Annotated in this window: 16 protein-coding genes; 11 read left to right on the forward strand and 5 right to left on the reverse strand. The window is 53.1% G+C overall.

The window, feature by feature from the left end:
- Positions 1-35: 35 nt before the first annotated feature.
- On the reverse strand, positions 36-2,957 hold the full coding sequence (gene uvrA, locus PMI41_RS06455; RefSeq protein ID WP_008123002.1) for an excinuclease ABC subunit UvrA: 2,922 nt from the start codon (positions 2,955-2,957) through the stop codon (positions 36-38).
- A gap of 435 nt (positions 2,958-3,392) precedes the next feature.
- On the opposite strand from uvrA, the gene PMI41_RS06460 reads away from it, so the two are divergent.
- Together PMI41_RS06460 and PMI41_RS06465 are read left to right on the forward strand one after the other, a co-directional pair.
- A complete protein-coding gene (locus PMI41_RS06460; protein ID WP_008123003.1) occupies positions 3,393-3,911 on the forward strand; it encodes a single-stranded DNA-binding protein in 519 nt (172 codons plus the stop codon).
- Positions 3,912-4,070: 159 nt separating this feature from the next.
- Entirely contained in the window at positions 4,071-5,900 is a 1,830-nt protein-coding gene (locus PMI41_RS06465; RefSeq protein WP_202949288.1) for an FAD-binding oxidoreductase, read from the forward strand.
- Here the strand turns inward: PMI41_RS06465 and PMI41_RS06470 are convergent, their stop codons facing one another.
- On the reverse strand, positions 5,901-6,527 hold the full coding sequence (locus tag PMI41_RS06470) for a TetR/AcrR family transcriptional regulator (protein WP_008123005.1): 627 nt from the start codon (positions 6,525-6,527) through the stop codon (positions 5,901-5,903).
- An 81-nt stretch (positions 6,528-6,608) separates the two neighbouring features.
- On the opposite strand from PMI41_RS06470, the gene PMI41_RS06475 reads away from it, so the two are divergent.
- From PMI41_RS06475 to PMI41_RS24950, 3 genes are all read left to right on the forward strand, one after another.
- Complete coding sequence (locus PMI41_RS06475) at positions 6,609-7,229, forward strand: NAD(P)H-dependent oxidoreductase (RefSeq protein WP_008123006.1); 621 nt, start codon at positions 6,609-6,611, stop codon at positions 7,227-7,229.
- Between the two features lie 132 nt (positions 7,230-7,361).
- Positions 7,362-8,657: an NAD(P)/FAD-dependent oxidoreductase gene (locus tag PMI41_RS06480; RefSeq protein ID WP_008123007.1), complete on the forward strand. Its 1,296-nt coding sequence runs from the start codon at positions 7,362-7,364 to the stop codon at positions 8,655-8,657.
- 43 nt (positions 8,658-8,700) lie between these two features.
- The gene (locus PMI41_RS24950; protein WP_157179327.1) at positions 8,701-8,850 is read left to right on the forward strand and encodes a hypothetical protein; all 150 of its coding nucleotides are present in this window, start codon (positions 8,701-8,703) and stop codon (positions 8,848-8,850) included.
- Here the strand turns inward: PMI41_RS24950 and PMI41_RS06485 are convergent, their stop codons facing one another.
- Positions 8,851-9,480: a MarC family protein gene (locus tag PMI41_RS06485; protein ID WP_008123008.1), complete on the reverse strand. Its 630-nt coding sequence runs from the start codon at positions 9,478-9,480 to the stop codon at positions 8,851-8,853.
- A 251-nt stretch (positions 9,481-9,731) separates the two neighbouring features.
- Between PMI41_RS06485 and gyrA the strand changes: the two genes are divergently transcribed.
- Positions 9,732-12,536 carry a DNA gyrase subunit A gene (gene gyrA / locus PMI41_RS06490; RefSeq protein ID WP_008123010.1) on the forward strand — a complete coding sequence of 935 codons (2,805 nt, stop codon included), beginning with the start codon at positions 9,732-9,734 and terminating at the stop codon, positions 12,534-12,536.
- 13 nt (positions 12,537-12,549) lie between these two features.
- Here gyrA and PMI41_RS24955 read toward each other — a convergent pair whose 3' ends face one another.
- Positions 12,550-12,687: a hypothetical protein gene (locus PMI41_RS24955; protein ID WP_008123012.1), complete on the reverse strand. Its 138-nt coding sequence runs from the start codon at positions 12,685-12,687 to the stop codon at positions 12,550-12,552.
- A 186-nt stretch (positions 12,688-12,873) separates the two neighbouring features.
- Here PMI41_RS24955 and coaD point away from each other — a divergent pair, with 186 nt between their 5' ends.
- From coaD to tgt, 5 genes are read left to right on the forward strand one after another with little or no spacing between them, the layout of a single operon-like run.
- Positions 12,874-13,368, forward strand: coding sequence for a pantetheine-phosphate adenylyltransferase (gene coaD / locus PMI41_RS06495; protein ID WP_008123014.1), 495 nt, complete (start codon positions 12,874-12,876; stop codon positions 13,366-13,368).
- A gap of 13 nt (positions 13,369-13,381) precedes the next feature.
- Positions 13,382-13,960 carry a peptidylprolyl isomerase gene (locus tag PMI41_RS06500; RefSeq protein ID WP_008123017.1) on the forward strand — a complete coding sequence of 193 codons (579 nt, stop codon included), beginning with the start codon at positions 13,382-13,384 and terminating at the stop codon, positions 13,958-13,960.
- Positions 13,961-13,984: 24 nt separating this feature from the next.
- Positions 13,985-14,494: a peptidylprolyl isomerase gene (locus tag PMI41_RS06505; RefSeq protein ID WP_008123019.1), complete on the forward strand. Its 510-nt coding sequence runs from the start codon at positions 13,985-13,987 to the stop codon at positions 14,492-14,494.
- Between the two features lie 12 nt (positions 14,495-14,506).
- Complete coding sequence (gene queA / locus PMI41_RS06510; protein ID WP_008123022.1) at positions 14,507-15,586, forward strand: tRNA preQ1(34) S-adenosylmethionine ribosyltransferase-isomerase QueA; 1,080 nt, start codon at positions 14,507-14,509, stop codon at positions 15,584-15,586.
- The gene (tgt, locus tag PMI41_RS06515; RefSeq protein ID WP_008123023.1) at positions 15,583-16,716 is read left to right on the forward strand and encodes a tRNA guanosine(34) transglycosylase Tgt; all 1,134 of its coding nucleotides are present in this window, start codon (positions 15,583-15,585) and stop codon (positions 16,714-16,716) included. Before queA ends, tgt begins: the two co-directional genes overlap by 4 nt.
- Here the strand turns inward: tgt and PMI41_RS06520 are convergent.
- Entirely contained in the window at positions 16,713-17,285 is a 573-nt protein-coding gene (locus PMI41_RS06520; RefSeq protein WP_008123025.1) for a TetR/AcrR family transcriptional regulator, read from the reverse strand. The genes tgt and PMI41_RS06520 overlap by 4 nt on opposite strands.
- Positions 17,286-17,354: the final 69 nt, after the last annotated feature.

The following is a 17,354-nucleotide window of genomic DNA, read 5'->3' on the forward strand; positions in this document are numbered from 1 at the left end:
CCCTGACTGTATCAAAGCTCAGTGACGATGCTCAGTTACTCGGCCGCAGCCTGTGTCCGGTGTCCCGGACGGCGACGCAACAGCTCTTTCAGGAATTGACCCGTATAAGAGCGCTCGACATCGACAATATCTTCCGGACGACCGACCGCAACAATCTCGCCGCCACCATCGCCGCCCTCGGGACCAAGATCGATAACCCAATCTGCAGTTTTGATGACTTCGAGATTATGCTCAATCACCACCACCGTATTGCCCTGATCGACAAGCTCATGCAAAACTTCAAGAAGTTTTGCTACGTCGTGGAAATGCAAGCCGGTTGTTGGCTCATCCAAAATGTAGAGCGTCCGTCCAGTGGCCTTGCGTGATAGTTCCTTGGCAAGTTTGATACGCTGAGCTTCACCACCGGAGAGCGTATTTGCCTGCTGACCAACATGGATATAGCCAAGTCCGACTTTGGCCAGTGTCTGCAATTTATCGCGAACGGCAGGAACCGCAGCAAAGAACTCCGCACCTTCCTCGACAGTCATATCCAGCACATCGGCAATCGATTTGCCCTTGAAGAGAACTTCAAGTGTTTCACGATTATAGCGCTTGCCGTGGCAGACATCGCAAGTGACATAGACATCCGGCAGAAAGTGCATCTCGATCTTGATAACGCCATCACCCTGACAGGCTTCACATCGACCGCCCTTGACGTTGAACGAGAAGCGGCCGGGCTGATAACCACGTGCCTTGGCTTCCGGCAGTCCGGCAAACCAGTCGCGTATTGGCGTAAAAGCACCCGTATAAGTTGCGGGGTTGGACCGAGGCGTACGCCCAATCGGCGATTGGTCAATATCGATAACCTTATCGAGGAACTCCAAACCCTCAATATGATCATGTTCCGCGGGATGTTCGCGTGATCCCATGATCCGCCGCGATGCAGCTTTGAACAGGGTTTCGATAAGGAAAGTAGATTTACCGCCACCCGAAACACCTGTGACGGCTGTAAAGGTACCAAGCGGAATCTCTGCAGAGACGTTCTTCAGATTGTTGCCGCGTGCACCTGCAACCTTGATCCGCTTTTTGTTGACCTTGCGCCGTTCTGCCGGCACTGCCACTTCAATTTCGCCGGACAAATACTTGCCGGTCAGCGATTTTGGGCTGGCCATGATATCCGCAGGACTGCCTTCAGCGATTATCTGCCCGCCGTGAATACCCGCAGCAGGACCGATATCCACGACATAATCTGCTGTCAAAATCGCGTCTTCATCATGCTCAACGACGATAACGGTGTTACCGAGATCACGCAGATGACGCAGGGTTTTCAGCAATTGCTCGTTATCGCGTTGATGCAAACCAATGGATGGCTCATCCAGAACATAGAGAACGCCGGTGAGCCCCGAGCCGATCTGGGATGCAAGCCGGATGCGCTGGCTTTCACCACCGGAAAGCGTGCCGGAATTGCGTGAAAGGGCGAGATAATCGAGACCCACATCATTCAGGAAGCGCAGGCGCTCGCGAATTTCCTTGAGAATACGGGCGGCAATCTCTGCCTGTTTGTCATTGAAAGTCTTGTCGATATCGCTGAACCAGGCATCGGCATGGCGAATGGACTTTTCAGTAATCTGGCCGATATGCAGGCCACCAATTTTGACAGCCAAGGCTTCGGGCTTCAGGCGATAGCCTTTGCAAGCCGGGCAGGGCGTGCCGGACATGAAGCGCTCAATTTCCTCGCGCGACCACGCGGAATCCGTTTCTTTCCAGCGACGTTCGAGATTTGGAATGACGCCTTCGAAAGATTTGGTCGTGCGGTAAGAACGCAAGCCATCATCGTAGGAGAATGCTATTTCACGGCTGCCTGTGCCGTAGAGAATGGCCTCGCGTGCATCTTCTTTCAGATCGCGCCAGCGATCGCCAAGTTTGAAACCATAAGCTTCGCCCAGCGCCTGCAATGTCTGGCTGTAATAGGGCGAACTCGATTTGGCCCAAGGAGCAATGGCACCATTTTTCAGCGTCAATGCTTCATCAGGGATGATCATTGTCGGATCAATGGCCTTTTGCGTTCCTAAACCATCACAGGTCGGGCAAGCACCGAAGGGATTGTTGAAAGAGAACAGCCTTGGTTCGATCTCTGAAATGGTAAACCCCGAAACCGGACAAGCAAATTTTTCTGAAAACATGATCCGCTCATGTGTTTCATTCTTCGATTTGTTTGCCGATTCACTGGAAGTTTCATCAGCAGGCAGCGGCTTGTCGGCAAACTCCGCCACGGCAATGCCATCGGCGAGTTTCAGGCAGGTTTCCAAACTGTCTGCCAGGCGAGCGGAAATGTCGGAGCGTACGACAATACGGTCCACCACGACATCAATGTCATGCTTGTATTTCTTGTCGAGCGTGGGAACATCGGCAATTTCATAGAATGTGCCGTCTACCTTGACGCGCTGGAAACCGCGCTTTTGCAGATCGGCAAGTTCCTTGCGGTACTCGCCTTTACGTCCGCGCACGATAGGCGCGAGAATGAACAGGCGAGCGCCTTCCTCCAGCGCCATCACACGATCAACCATCTGGCTGACGGTCTGGCTCTCAATAGGCAATCCGGTTGCCGGCGAATAGGGAATGCCAACACGCGCATAAAGCAGGCGCAGATAATCATAAATTTCGGTGACAGTACCCACCGTAGAGCGCGGGTTGCGGCTGGTTGTCTTTTGCTCAATGGAAATAGCCGGAGACAGACCATCAATCTGATCGACATCAGGCTTCTGCATCATTTCCAGAAACTGCCGCGCATAGGCTGACAGGCTTTCGACATAGCGTCGCTGGCCTTCCGCATAGATCGTATCAAAGGCGAGGGACGATTTGCCCGAGCCCGACAGGCCGGTCATGACAATCAGCTTGTCGCGCGGCAGGTCGAGGTCAATATTCTTCAAATTATGTTCGCGCGCGCCGCGAATGGAAATGTACTTCTGATCGCTCATGTTCGTTCGCCTTTGACAGGGCATGCCGTTATGGGGAATTTTTCTCTGGGAGAAGAGTTCCCTTTATTTAGTGTGTTATGGATAATTTACGAGGCCGGAGCTTAATCCACCATCCTGAATCACCATAGCCATGTTGACATTGTTAGAGCAAGTGATAGAACAAATAAAGAACAAAAATCGCTATAGGCGACTCTTGCTCCACATCCATGCTTTTCACTGCGGACAAGTCGGTGACGGGTAGACAGATGAATTGCAATTGGTGGTGTACGTGAAGAAAGTCTCCTGACAAATCTGGCAGTAGCGTTGCGCCCCGACTTGAAAGCCAGTGCAGCGACAAGGTGTATATTGTGGATATTGGCAATCAATTGCCCGCCACGCTCAAGGCTTCTATATGATAGCCAAAATTTAAAAATTGGAATTTGTGGAGTTTTTAACATGGCAGGCAGTGTCAACAAGGTCATTTTGGTTGGAAATCTTGGCGCTGACCCGGAAGTCCGGCGGCTTGGCTCAGGCGATCCCGTCGTCAATCTGCGTATTGCGACATCGGAAAGCTGGCGCGACAAGAATAGCGGTGAGCGCAAGGAAAAGACCGAATGGCATCAGGTTGTCATTTTCAATGACAATCTTGCCAAAGTTGCCGAACAGTACCTGAAGAAGGGTATGAAGGTTTACCTCGAAGGCGCGCTTCAAACCCGTAAATGGCAGGACCAGACCGGGAATGACCGTTATTCGACGGAAGTGGTACTGCAGAAATTCCGTGGCGAATTGCAGATGCTGGATTCCCGCGGTGAGGGTGCCGGGGCTGGCGGCGGAAGGTCGTTTGAAGGCAATTCGGGTCGCGGCCAGATGGATGATCGCGGCGGTTCTGATTTCGGCCGGTCCAATGCCGGTGGCTCATCGAATTCCAGCGGCGGCAACTTTTCGCGAGATCTCGACGACGAAATTCCTTTCTGAGACTGGAAACAGGACTAACTCTGGCAATGGCTTATTGTCGATCAGCACTTGTTCGCTTGCGCTCAGGAATGCTGGCTTAAAGCAATTGGGGAGTGCCGCACGCTTTGTTGAGTTTGGCGCTCTCACTCGCATCGGCCTCTATATGGGGCCATTCAACTAATGCGTCTGTCAATGCAGACTGCCCGCTACACCAGCAATCCTTCCCGCGTTTTGCCGTTCCTGAAATTGAGGCTGACAATGCAAAGACGAGACTTCCTTCTCGCAAGCGCAGCTTTTTTGCCCTTTCCTGTAACGCTTGCCCAGGCTCAGGGTAATGTCCTGTCTGCAACTGCCGGAACTCCTGCGCCCAATGTGCCATGGGCGAAGTTGGCCGAGGTTCTTGGGGATCGCCTTGCGCCTGTTGAGTGGCCGCTTGCCAAATGCCTGGAGCAGCCGGATGGTGAAGCATGCAGAGCTTTTTTCGGCTCGGTCAGCAACCCTTATTTCCTTGGTGATAATCCTGCTCTGACACAAACATTCGGCTGGGTGGGTGCTTGGTCAGCCCAGCCAAGCGCTTATGTCGTGAAGGCCCAATCTGCACAAGACGTAGCGGCAGCAGTCAATTTTGCCCGCAGCAATGGGGTGCGCCTCGCCGTAAAGGGCGGAGGACACAGCTATCAGGGCTGTTCAAATTCAGCGCATTCGCTGCTGATCTGGACACGTGCCATGCAGGCGATCACAACCCACGATGCTTTCATCCCTGAGGGCAGCAAAGCAAAACCCGTAGAAGCTGTCACCATTGGTGCCGGGGCAATATGGGGCGATGTATACCGCGAAGTATGCGTTCGAGCTGGCAGATACGTCCAGGGCGGTGGTTGTTTGACAGTTGGTGTTGCGGGGCTTGTACAAAGCGGCGGATTCGGGAGTTTTTCCAAACGATATGGTCTGGCTGCATCAAGCCTGCTGCAGGCGGAAATTGTAACAGCCGATGGGTTGGTGCGTATTGTCAACGAGAATCAGGAGCCAGAACTCTTTTTCGCTCTCAAGGGTGGCGGTGGCGGCACTTTTGGCGTGATTACCAGCCTAACACTCAAGACGCATGTTTTACCCAAGACTTTCGGTGCTGTGTTCGCTGAAATTCGCGCAAACTCCGACGATGCCTATAGTGGCCTGATTGAGCGCGCTGTTTCGTTCTATAGCCAATCTTTGTTTAATCCCAATTGGGGTGAACAGCTTGCTTTCCGGCCGAACAATGCTCTTGCCATTTCCATGGTTTTTCAGGACCTTGAGCAGGCAGAGGCGGAGCGCGTATGGGCTCCATTCTTCGGCTGGGTCAAAGAAAATTCAGATAAGTATCAACTGGCATCCGACCCAGTCGTACTGGCCGTACCTGCAACTTCGTTCTTTGATGCGGAGTTTCTCAAGACGCTTCCCGGCGTCGTGGAGACTGACAGTCAACCGGGTGCCAGCAAGGAGCGTATTTTCTGGGCGAGCAATCGCGAAGAGGCAGGGCAGGTTATCCACGCGTACCAATCGACCTGGTTGTCAGAAGATTTGCTGGGTGCAGGTAGCAAGGCTGATCTGTCGCGCGCGCTGTTCGAAGCAAGCCGCCATTGGAGTGTCTCGCTCCATACAAACAAGGCACTGGCTGGTGCACCGGAAAACGTTCGCGAAGCGGCAAGAAACACTGCAATGAACCCCGCTGTTGCCGACGCTTTCGCATTGCTGATTTGCGCTGCCGAAGGTCCACCGGCCTATCCCGGCGTTCATGGGCATGAGCCTGATCTCGAGCAGGCGAATAGGGATGCAGCGCGTGTCGATGCTGCGATGAATGCGCTTCGTTCCCGCATCGCCACCAATGGTTCTTATCTTGCAGAGAGCAATTATTTCCAGACTGACTGGCAAAAGGCCTTTTGGGGCGAAAATATCGAACGTCTTCAAAAGGCGAAAAGAAAATACGATCCTGAAAACATTTTTTCAGTTCATCATAATGTGGGTGAGGTTGATTGATCAGGATTTACGCAAACTACGCTCAACCATGGAAATAATGATCTCATAGAGTTCATTTTTCGCCTGCGCAGGCGTGATATCGCCATTCACCGCAGCGTTCGACAAGCCTTCGGCAGCGCCTAGCATTCCCCACAGTCCCGCTGAAGGGGTACCCTCTGGCCCAGAGAACGGGTTCAACAGTTTCCGGCACTTTTCTATGAAGACCGCTTCAAAGTCATGCTTGATCTTTTCAAGCTCGGGTGCGCCTTTCAGGGCAGCTATTATACCGGGTATTTCGCGTCCCTGTGTAAGAACGCAATCAACGTATGAAGACGAAATTACCTTGGCAACATCGATCAAACTGGAAGCTGCACGATCAAGCGCGGCATCCATGATTGCGGTCTGGCGGGCATCAAACTCCATGAAAAGCGCCGCGAGAAGACCCGGTCGGGTGCCGAAGTGATCATAGACGACAGGCTTGGTGACACCTGATTGCTCCGCAAGCCGTCCGAGCGTCAAGGCTTCAGTACCCTCTTGGCTGATCAATTGCCAGGACACGTCAAGCAATTGTCGATGGCGCGCATCCCGCGTCAGACGTTGGCGTGGGGAGGATAGAGGAGATGGATTCTGAGATTTTACGCTTGACATCGCTATATACCAAAAGTAACTTACGAAAAGTATATAAGCAAACAGCTGTTTCCGCAACCTCTATTCAATGGAGTATTCAACATGCATGCGCTCATTGTCACCTCACATCCGGAACCCAAATCGCTAACCAATAGTGTGGCAGCAAACATCGGTGAAGGCTTTTCCAAGGCCGGGCCCGCTCACACGTATGAAATTGCGGATATCGCTGCAGAAGGTTTTGACCCACGTTTTAGCGAAGCAGATCTATTGGCGCATCGGACGAGAGTAGCTTCGCCGCAGGATGTAGCAGCCGAGCAGGCCCGAATAGACCGCGCCGATACTTTGGTGCTGGTATTTCCGGTTTACTGGTGGTCGATGCCGGGACTTCTTAAAGGATGGATTGACCGGGTGTTTTCGAATGGCTGGGCCTATGACGACAATTTTGACGGCAAGCTTTTGAAGAAGCTCGGTCATCTTCAGGTTCATCTTGTCGGTATCGGTGGCGCGGATGACAGGACCTATGAAAAGCATGGCTATGACAATGCCATGAGGACACAGATTGATCATGGCATATTCGATTTCTGCGGTGCCAGTGTTGCCACTTCAAGAGTGCTTCTGAATTCCGACTCTCAAGACCCGCAGATTCACCTGAGTGAAGGTTATGTCATCGGCAACAGCATTGCCGCAGCCCATCGCGAATTCAAAGAAACAAAAGCCGCCTGATGCCTAAGCAGCTTATGCGATGCGGATGTGGTTTGATCGTCCGATAACGCATTGCTGACCGGACTTTAGTGCAATTGTAGCAACATCAGCGGTCTGTTAGACCTGTGGCGCAAGTGCATTGGAGCCCCGGTTATGACCCAAGTTGAAACAGTTGCACCTCGCCATCGCCTCGTTATCGTCGGCGCAGGTTTTGGCGGACTGGTTACAGTTCAAAATCTGCGCAAGGCTGATATCGACATAACGCTGATCGATCAACGCAACCACCACCTGTTTCAGCCGCTGCTGTATCAGGTCGCGACATCAACTTTGGCGACATCTGAAATTGCCTGGCCGATCCGGCATCTTTTGCGCAAATTCAAGAACGTTAAAACATTGCTTGGCACGGTCGATCATGTCGATACCGCAAAGCGGACTGTGTCTACAGTGGATGGTGAAACGATCCCCTATGACACGCTCGTGCTCGCAACTGGCGCACGACACGCCTATTTCGGCCATGACGACTGGGAGCCTTTTGCTCCGGGCCTGAAGACACTCGAAGATGCCACGATGATCCGCCGGCGTATTCTTACCGCATTTGAAAAAGCCGAACGGGAACCTGATCCGGCAAAGCGGGAGGAACTGCTGACATTCGTTATCATCGGCGGTGGACCAACCGGCGTGGAAATTGCGGGTACCTTGGCCGATCTCGCGCGCGATACATTAAAGGGTGATTTCCGTGTGATTGACCCGGCAATGGCCAAGGTTGTGCTGATCGAGGGCGGCAGCCGCGTGCTCGGCGCGTTCAACGAGGAGCTTTCTGCCTATGCCCAGAGAGCATTGGAGAAACTCGGGGTTACCGTGCATGTCGGTAATCCAGTCACCGCATGCCATGCTGATGGCGTGGAGTTTGCGGGCCATTCACTGCGCGCCAAGACAATTATCTGGGCGGCAGGTGTGCAAGCGTCTCCCGCTGCCAAATGGTTGAATGCACCGGCAGACCGGGCGGGGCGCCTTGCCGTCAATCCCGATCTGACAGCTCCGGATCACCCCGAAATCTTTGTGATTGGTGATACGGCAACGGTCGCCAACGGCGATAAGGGCAATGTTCCCGGCATCGCACCTGCTGCGAAACAGCAAGGAGCGCATGTGGCGAAGACCATAAAGGCACGACTTGCCGGTGATAACGAACCCAAACCATTTCGCTATCGCCACGCAGGAGATTTGGCCACGATTGGCAAGCGCGCGGCAGTGACGGATTTCGGGTTTATCAAGCTGAAAGGCTACCCCGCATGGTGGCTATGGGGACTGGCGCATATCTATTTCCTGATCGGAGTGCGCAACCGGCTTGCCGTTGCTCTGAGCTGGCTCTGGATATCGGTCACAGGAGCGCGCAGCGCTCGTTTGATAACTCAGCGTGAAGCGGCGGAAGGAGACAAGCCACCGGTTTAATGGTGGGATATCCAGCGATGCGGATCAAAAATCGAATGGCGATGTGACCTTGAAGCGCGCATTCTTTGCATCCGTGCTGGAGGCGTCCAATCACAGCCTGCAATTGCCCATCACAGATAGTTTCGGCGGCGCCATTGCGGGCCGCCCGCTTGCGTTGCTTATCAGGATAGGCGGACAGGAAAGTGCTATTTGATCAGGCGGTGACGAATGTCTTTATACCATCGGCAACGAACTGAACTGCAAGCGCGGCAAGGATGACGCCCAACAGGCGCGTGAGTATGGAGCGACCAGTTTCACCCAGAAAACGGTCCACTCTTTCAGCGACAAAAAAGACGAGATAGGCCGATGCTATACAAAGGAGGATCACGCCAATCAGGGCAAGCCGCGAGGCCGGTGTTGACATGGTTCCGGCCAGAAGAATTGTCGCTGATATGGCACCGGGGCCCGCAATAAGCGGAATGGCCAGCGGAAATGCAGCAATATTGCGGATATGATCCTTGGTTATCGCTACAGCAGCGCTCTTTTCTTTGCGGTCCTGACGCTTTTCGAAAATCATCTCAAAGGCGATCCAAAAGAGAAGCAGACCACCGGCGATGCGGAAGGCTCCAAGCGTTATGCCAAAGAGGGCCAATATCTGAGCGCCTGCAATCGCAAATACCGTCAAAACGATAAATGCGGTAAGGCTGGCACGCAGGGCGACCTGGCCACGTTCCTTACGATTCATGCCCTGTGTAAGGGCAAGAAAAAGCGGCGCTAACCCCGGTGGATCGATTGTGACCATCAGCGTAACGAGCGCATTCAGAATTGAGTCATATAACGCCACGATTTTGCTTTTCTTTTCTGCTAAACACCATGCAAGCCCATGGCTGTCCCCGCCTTAACTTACCGGATTTGCTATCCAGCGTCGATAAAGATGAAATTCCTTATGCAAGTTTTTCACCGCATGAGAAACTCTATTTTATGTCATTGATATTAAAGGGTTTTCATCTGTGCATTACTGGTACGTTGATTGGCATTTGGTTTGGAAAGCCGCTATAAGTTCAAGATTGATTCTATTCGAAAGATGAGTGCCTCGTGTCTGATTTAACTCCACCTCCTGGCCCAGAAGACGACAAGACCGGACCTGGCTCCGGCATTGAAGCCATTTCCATCATCGAGGAGATGCAGCGTTCCTATCTCGATTATGCGATGAGCGTGATCGTCAGCCGCGCTCTGCCTGACGTGCGCGACGGCTTGAAGCCGGTTCATCGTCGTATCCTGCATGCGATGAATGAAATGGGTCTGGCCTGGAACCGTTCCTATCGTAAATCAGCGGGTGTCGTCGGTGAAGTGATGGGTAAATACCATCCGCACGGCGACGCTTCGATCTATGACGCGCTTGTCCGCATGGCGCAGGATTGGTCATTGCGCGATCCGCTTGTGGACGGACAGGGCAATTTCGGCTCAATTGATGGTGATAGCCCCGCAGCCATGCGCTACACCGAATGCCGTCTGGAAAAAGTAACTGAATCGCTCCTTGCCGACATCGACAAGGAAACTGTCGACTTTCAGGACAATTACGATGGCCGTGAGCAGGAACCAACGGTTTTACCGGCGCGCTTCCCTAACCTGCTCGTCAATGGCTCCGGCGGCATTGCCGTCGGTATGGCGACGAATGTTCCGCCGCACAATCTGGTTGAAGTTATCAATGGCTGCGTTGCGCTGATTGATAATCCGGCCATCGAACTTCCGGAGATGATGGAATATATTCCCGGTCCGGATTTCCCGACCGGCGGTCTTATTCTCGGCCGATCGGGCATTATGTCGGCCTATAGCACTGGCCGCGGCTCCATATTGATGCGGGGCAAGGTTGCTATCGAAAGCATGCGCGGCGATCGCGAGGCTATCATTATTACGGAAGTGCCTTTCCAGGTTAACAAGGCGACGATGATTGAAAAGATGGCCGATCTGGTTCGCGAAAAGCGGATCGAAGGCATCTCCGACATCCGTGACGAGTCTGATCGTGATGGTTATCGCGTCGTAGTCGAGTTGAAGCGTGATGCGGTTGCTGACGTGATCGTAAACCAGCTTTATCGCTTTACCCCGCTGCAATCATCGTTCGGCGCCAATATGGTGGCATTGAATGGCGGTAAGCCGGGTCTGCTGAATCTGCTCGATATTTTGCGGGCTTTCGTCAGCTTCCGCGAAGAAGTCGTCAGCCGCCGCACAAAATTCCTGCTGCGCAAGGCTCGGGATCGTGCGCATGTCTTGGTCGGTCTCGCTATTGCGGTTGCGAATATCGACGAGATTATCGCTCTGATCCGCAAAGCGCCAGATCCAGCAACTGCACGCGATCAGTTGATGGAGCGCCGTTGGCCAGCCAACGACGTTGCACCGTTGATCACGCTGATTGCTGATCCACGCCACAAGTTGAATGATGACAGCACATATAATTTGTCGGAAGAACAGGCCCGCGCAATTCTCGACCTACGTCTGCAGCGTCTCACGGCTCTTGGCCGCGATGAAATTGCCGATGAGTTGAACAAGATCGGCGTGGAAATTGCTGACTATCTCGAAATTCTTGCCTCCCGCACCCGCATCATGAGTATCGTCAAGGATGAGCTGATTGCCATTCGTGATGAATTTGGTACGCCGCGCCGCTCAGTCCTGACTGACGGTGGCGCAGATATGGACGATGAAGACCTCATTGCCCGGGAAGACATGGTCGTTACCGTCAGCCATGCCGGTTATATCAAGCGCGTGCCGCTCGCGACCTATCGTGCGCAGCGCCGCGGCGGCAAAGGTCGTTCAGGCGTTTCGATGAAGGATGAAGATTTCGTCACGCGCCTTTTCGTCGCCAATACGCATACGCCGATGCTGTTCTTCTCATCGCGCGGCATTGTTTATAAGGAAAAGGTCTGGCGCTTACCTATCGGTACGCCGCAATCGCGCGGCAAGGCGTTGATCAATATGCTGCCGCTCGAACAGGGCGAGCGTATTACGACCATCATGCCGCTGCCTGAGGATGAAGCAAGCTGGGCAAATCTCGATGTGATGTTCGCCACAACGCGCGGCACCGTGCGCCGTAATAAATTGTCGGACTTCGTTCAGGTCAATCGCAACGGTAAAATTGCGATGAAGCTGGAAGAAGAAGGCGATGAAATTCTCAGCGTCGATACATGTGATGAGTTTGATGATGTCCTGCTGACGGCAGCCGGTGGTCAGTGCATTCGTTTCCCGGTAACGGATGTTCGTGTGTTCGTCGGTCGTAATTCGATTGGTGTTCGCGGCATAAGCCTCGCGCCTGGCGACAAGATCATCTCAATGGCGATTTTGGGCCACGTCGAAGCAAGCCCGGCCGAACGTTCCACTTACCTGAAGCAGGCTGCAGCAGAACGCCGGGCGCAAGGGGCGGACGATGTCGAAGAAATCGCATTGGTTGGCGAGGAAGCTGCCGAACTTACCAGTCTGTCGCCAGAGCGTTATGCAGAGCTTCGCGACCGTGAACAGACCGTGTTAACTGTCAGCGAATTCGGATATGGCAAGCGCTCATCATCGTATGAATTCCGCGTTTCCGGTCGTGGGGGCAAGGGCATTCGCGCTACGGATACGTCAAAGACTGATGAGATTGGCAAGCTTGTGGCGCTGTTCCCAATTGCGGCAGCAGATCAGATATTGCTTGTCTCTGATCGGGGCCAGCTTATCCGTGTTCCGGTAAATGGCATTCGCATCGCAGGTCGTTCTACAAAGGGCGTCACCATCTTCAATACTGCGGACGGCGAAAAGGTCGTTTCTGTAGAGCGTATATCCGAGACGGAATCCGAAGACATTGAAGACACGGTTCCGGGTGAAGAAGAAGTGGTAGCGCCGGAGTCAGGCGAGGGCACCAGCGAGGTATAACTCGCCGGTAGGCTTAGTTATCGCGCACGTGATAAACACCGAAGCGGGATGTTCTTACGGGGGCTTCCCGCTTTTTGTTTTCTTCGACGATCATGATGATAGCTGAGACCATCATTGCAACCATCATGGCAATACTCAGAAGAATAAACATAAATCAGTCCCTTCGGTGTCATTGCTATTCATGGTTAATAACGTAGTAACCGTGAAATGGTTTCATCAGTGCAGTTCACGCATAGGTGAACACTTCTGAATGCTTGCTGAGGAACTTGTTCATCTACTGTTCATGGGATTGGTTCTGGCCATTGAAACCCACAGGCAAAACCGCTAGTAAGCGCTCATGACGACAGCAATCTATGCCGGATCATTCGATCCGATCACCAATGGCCATATGGATGTGTTGCAAGGATCGCTGAGACTTGCAGACGAAGTATTTGTTGCCATTGGTATTCACCCCGGCAAGGCACCATTATTCACTTTTGAGGAACGGGTAGACCTCATCCAGCGCGTTGCTCTTGATGTGTTTGGCAAGGACGGCAAAAGAATTAAGGTCATTTCGTTTGATGGATTGCTCATCGATGCGGCACGTAAACACAAAGCCTCGCTTATGGTTCGTGGTCTGCGTGACGGAACCGACCTTGACTATGAAATGCAGATGGCTGGCATGAACGGTAAGATGGCACCGGAGTTGCAAACCGTGTTTCTGCCTGCCGATCCATCCGTCCGCACAATTACTGCCACATTGGTTCGGCAGATTGCGGCCATGGGCGGAGACGTCCGGCACTTTGTTCCCGCGCTTGTCGCTGATGCGCTCAAGACTAAATTCAAATCTTGATCTGGAGACTTTCATGTCCGTATTCCGCACAGCATTGCTTGTTGCTGCCGTTTCGTCTCTGTCGTTTGCCACACTCAGCCCCAGCTGGGCTGACGATGCCAACACCCTGACGATCAAACTCAAGGACGGTGACGTCAAGGTTGAACTGCTTCCGGACCTTGCACCCAAGCATGTTGAACAGATCAAGGCGCTCGCCAAAGAGGGCGCTTATAATAATGTCGTGTTTCATCGCGTAATTCCGGGCTTCATGGCGCAGACCGGCGATGTGCAATATGGCAATACCGAAAAAGGATACAATCAAAGCGCGGCCGGCACCGGCGGTTCAACCCGTCCCGATATTCCTGCAGAGTTTTCCAAGGAACCATTCGTTCGCGGTGTCGTTGGCATGGCACGTTCACAAAACCCGAATTCTGCAAATTCGCAGTTTTTCATCATGTTCACCGAATATCCTTCGCTCAATGGCCAGTACACGGTTGTCGGCAAGGTTACGAGTGGTATGGAAGCCGTAGACAAGATCAAGAAGGGTTCAGAGGCAGACAATGGTGCTGTTGATAGCCCCGACAAGATGCTCAAGGTCACAGTTGGCCAGTAATTACTAACAAGGAGATTGCCTGATATGGCTTACAAAGACCCAGAAAACACAATCCTGCTCGAAACAACCAAGGGCAATGTTGTTATCGAACTTTATCCGGATCTCGCTCCCGGCCACGTCGAGCGTATCAAGGAATTGGCACGTGAAGGCGCTTATGACGGCGTTGTCTTTCACCGCGTGATTGACGGGTTCATGGCACAGACCGGCGACGTAAAGTTCGGCAAGCAGGGTGGAAGCTCTTTCAATCCTTCGCGCGCAGGCATGGGCGGTTCGGACAAGCCGGACCTGAAGGCTGAATTCTCCAACGCCAATCACGGCCGCGGCGCTTGTTCGATGGCCCGCTCGCAGAACCCAAACTCTGCCAACTCACAGTTCTTCATCTGCTTTGACGATGCAGGCTTCCTCAATCGCCAGTACACGGTTTGGGGTCAGGTCATCGAAGGCATGGATAATGTCGACAAGATCAAGCGTGGCGAACCAGTGCAGGATCCAGATTCCATCGTTTCCATGCGCGTTGCTGCAGACGCTGAATAAGGCATTGTTTATATGCGTGTTGATCTTTTCGATTTCGACTTGCCGGAAGACAACATTGCATTGAGACCGGCAGAGCCGCGCGATTCAGCGCGGCTTTTGCTTGTAAAGAATGATGGTTCCGACTTTCAGGACAGTACAGTGCGCAATCTTGGAGATTTTCTTCAGGAAGGCGATGCATTGGTATTCAATGATACCAAAGTGATACCGGCACAACTTGAAGGTTTTCGTGAGCGTGAAGGCGTGAAGGCGCAAATTAGCGCGACTTTACATATGCGTGCCGGTCCGGACCGCTGGAAAGCTTTCCTGCGACCTGCCAAGCGGATCAAAGAAGGCGAGCGGATCGATTTCGGTGATGGCAACAATGCTTGTCTGTTGGGATCGTTGCACGCAACTGTTGCTGAAAAAGGCGATGCAGGCGAGGCACTGCTTGTCTTTGACTTCAGCGGACCCGATCTTGATCAGGCGATTGCTGCTGTCGGGCATATTCCATTGCCACCTTACATAGCTTCCAAACGTGCCGAAGACGAGCGCGACCAGGCGGATTACCAAACAGTCTATGCGCGCGAAGAAGGCGCTGTTGCGGCTCCGACCGCAGGATTGCACTTTACGCCAGAGCTGCTGGCGGATCTGAAAAAGCGCGGCATTGAAGAACATTTCGTAACGTTGCATGTGGGTGCAGGAACATTTCTTCCGGTAAAGGCCGATGATACGGCTGATCACAAGATGCATGCGGAAATCGGTACTGTCGATGCCACCACGGCAGGGGCATTAAATGCAGTTAAGGCAAGGGGCGGACGCATTGTTTCTGTTGGCACAACATCCTTGCGTCTGCTGGAAAGTGCCACCGCCGAGGATGGTGTCATAAGGCCATGGTCGGGACCGACTGACATATTCATCACACCAGGCTATCAGTTTCGCGCAGTAGACATGCTGATGACCAATTTCCATCTGCCGCGCTCCACATTGTTCATGCTCGTTTCCGCATTCAGCGGGTTTGAGCGCATGCACGCAGCTTACGACTATGCGATCAAAAACCGCTATCGCTTCTATTCCTATGGCGACTCAAGCCTGTTATGGCGATCAGCATCATGACAAGCGAAAACTTTGAATTCAAATTGATAGCCACGGACGGCAAAGCCCGTCGCGGTGAAATCACCATGCCGCGGGGCACTGTCCGCACGCCTGCCTTCATGCCGGTCGGCACGGCAGGTACGGTAAAAGCCATGTATATGGATCAGGTGCGCGATTTGGGCGCCGACATCATCCTTGGCAATACCTATCATCTGATGTTGAGACCGGGGGCCGAAAGGGTCGCCAAACTTGGTGGCCTGCATGATTTTGCGCGATGGCCCGGTCCGATTCTGACGGATTCAGGCGGGTTTCAGGTGATGTCGCTTGCCCAACTGCGCAAGCTGGACGAGAAGGGCGTGACCTTCCGCTCACATATTGATGGGCGTGCCTATGAAATGACGCCGGAACGCTCAATTGAGATTCAAGGTCTACTGGATTCTGACATCCAGATGCAGCTCGATGAGTGTGTTGCGCTGCCATCGACTCCCAAGGACATTCAGCGTGCCATGGAGCTTTCGCTGCGTTGGGCAGAGCGTTGCAAGGTTGCATTCGGGACACAGCCGGGAAAGGCCATGTTCGGGATCGTGCAGGGTGGTGATGTTCCGGACCTGCGCATACGATCTGCACAGGCTCTCAAGTCCATGGACCTTAAAGGTTATGCGGTGGGTGGACTGGCGGTTGGCGAACCGCAGGAAGTCATGCTCGACATGCTTGATGTGACCTGCCCGGAGCTTCCTACGGAAAAGCCGCGTTATTTGATGGGTGTCGGCACGCCCGATGACATTTTGAAATCAGTGGCGCGCGGCATCGATATGTTTGACTGCGTAATGCCGACGCGGGCAGGGCGGCACGGTCTTGCCTTCACCCGCCGTGGCAAGGTCAATCTGCGTAATGCGCGGCATGCGGATGATCCAAGACCGCTTGACGAAGAGTCAACCTGTCCGGCAGCCCGGGACTATAGTCGTGCTTATCTGCACCATCTGGTCAAATCCGGTGAAGCGCTTGGCGGCATGCTGCTGACATGGAACAATCTCGCCTATTACCAGCAACTGATGCAGGGCGTACGCAGCGCAATTGAAGCTACGCGTTTCGATGATTTTGTCAGCGAAACACAGGCTGCCTGGGCGACAGGCGATATTCCTGTCAATTAGCTTACGGTTACAACTTCTGCTGCTTTGACCGTCTCGAACAGAACTTTAAGCCGGTCAATTGTTGCGATTTGCTCGTCACGGCTCAAGCCTTCCATCTCAAAGAGTTTCAGGCTGCGCATACCCTCGATTGTCAGAAATGCCATCAAAGCGAGCGTGGGATCTTCAGAGTTTTCGCGGATGCGTTGCAGTAGCTGTTTATTATAACGCCGTATCGGATCAAGAAATGTCGGGTCGTTGGCGATAGCGGCCAATATGCCGGAGGGCTCTTTCTCGTTACATAGAAACTCTGCCCTGAAGACCGCTATGCAGGCAAGAATGACACTGTTCTTGCCGTGATTTCTGGCAGCCTCTTCCTTCTTTAGTGATTCGTCGAATTCAGCCATATGGTTTTCGACGAGGGCTTCAAGCAATTTTGCTTTGGTCGGGAAACTATAAAGAAGTCCACCTTTTGACAGACCGGCTCTACGGGCCACTGCGTCAAGCGACAGGTTAACCGGCCCGACTTCCATGGCAATTTCGGCAGCTGCCTGCAGGATTTTATCTTTGGTGGAGAGCGTGTCCGCCTTCATTCTAAAACTTTCGTTATAAGGCACCTGTCAACGGATATTGACAATACCGTCCAGACGGTACAGTACATT

Origin of the sequence: Phyllobacterium sp. YR531 (genome assembly GCF_000282595.1) — a bacterium.
GTDB lineage: Bacteria > Pseudomonadota > Alphaproteobacteria > Rhizobiales > Rhizobiaceae > Phyllobacterium.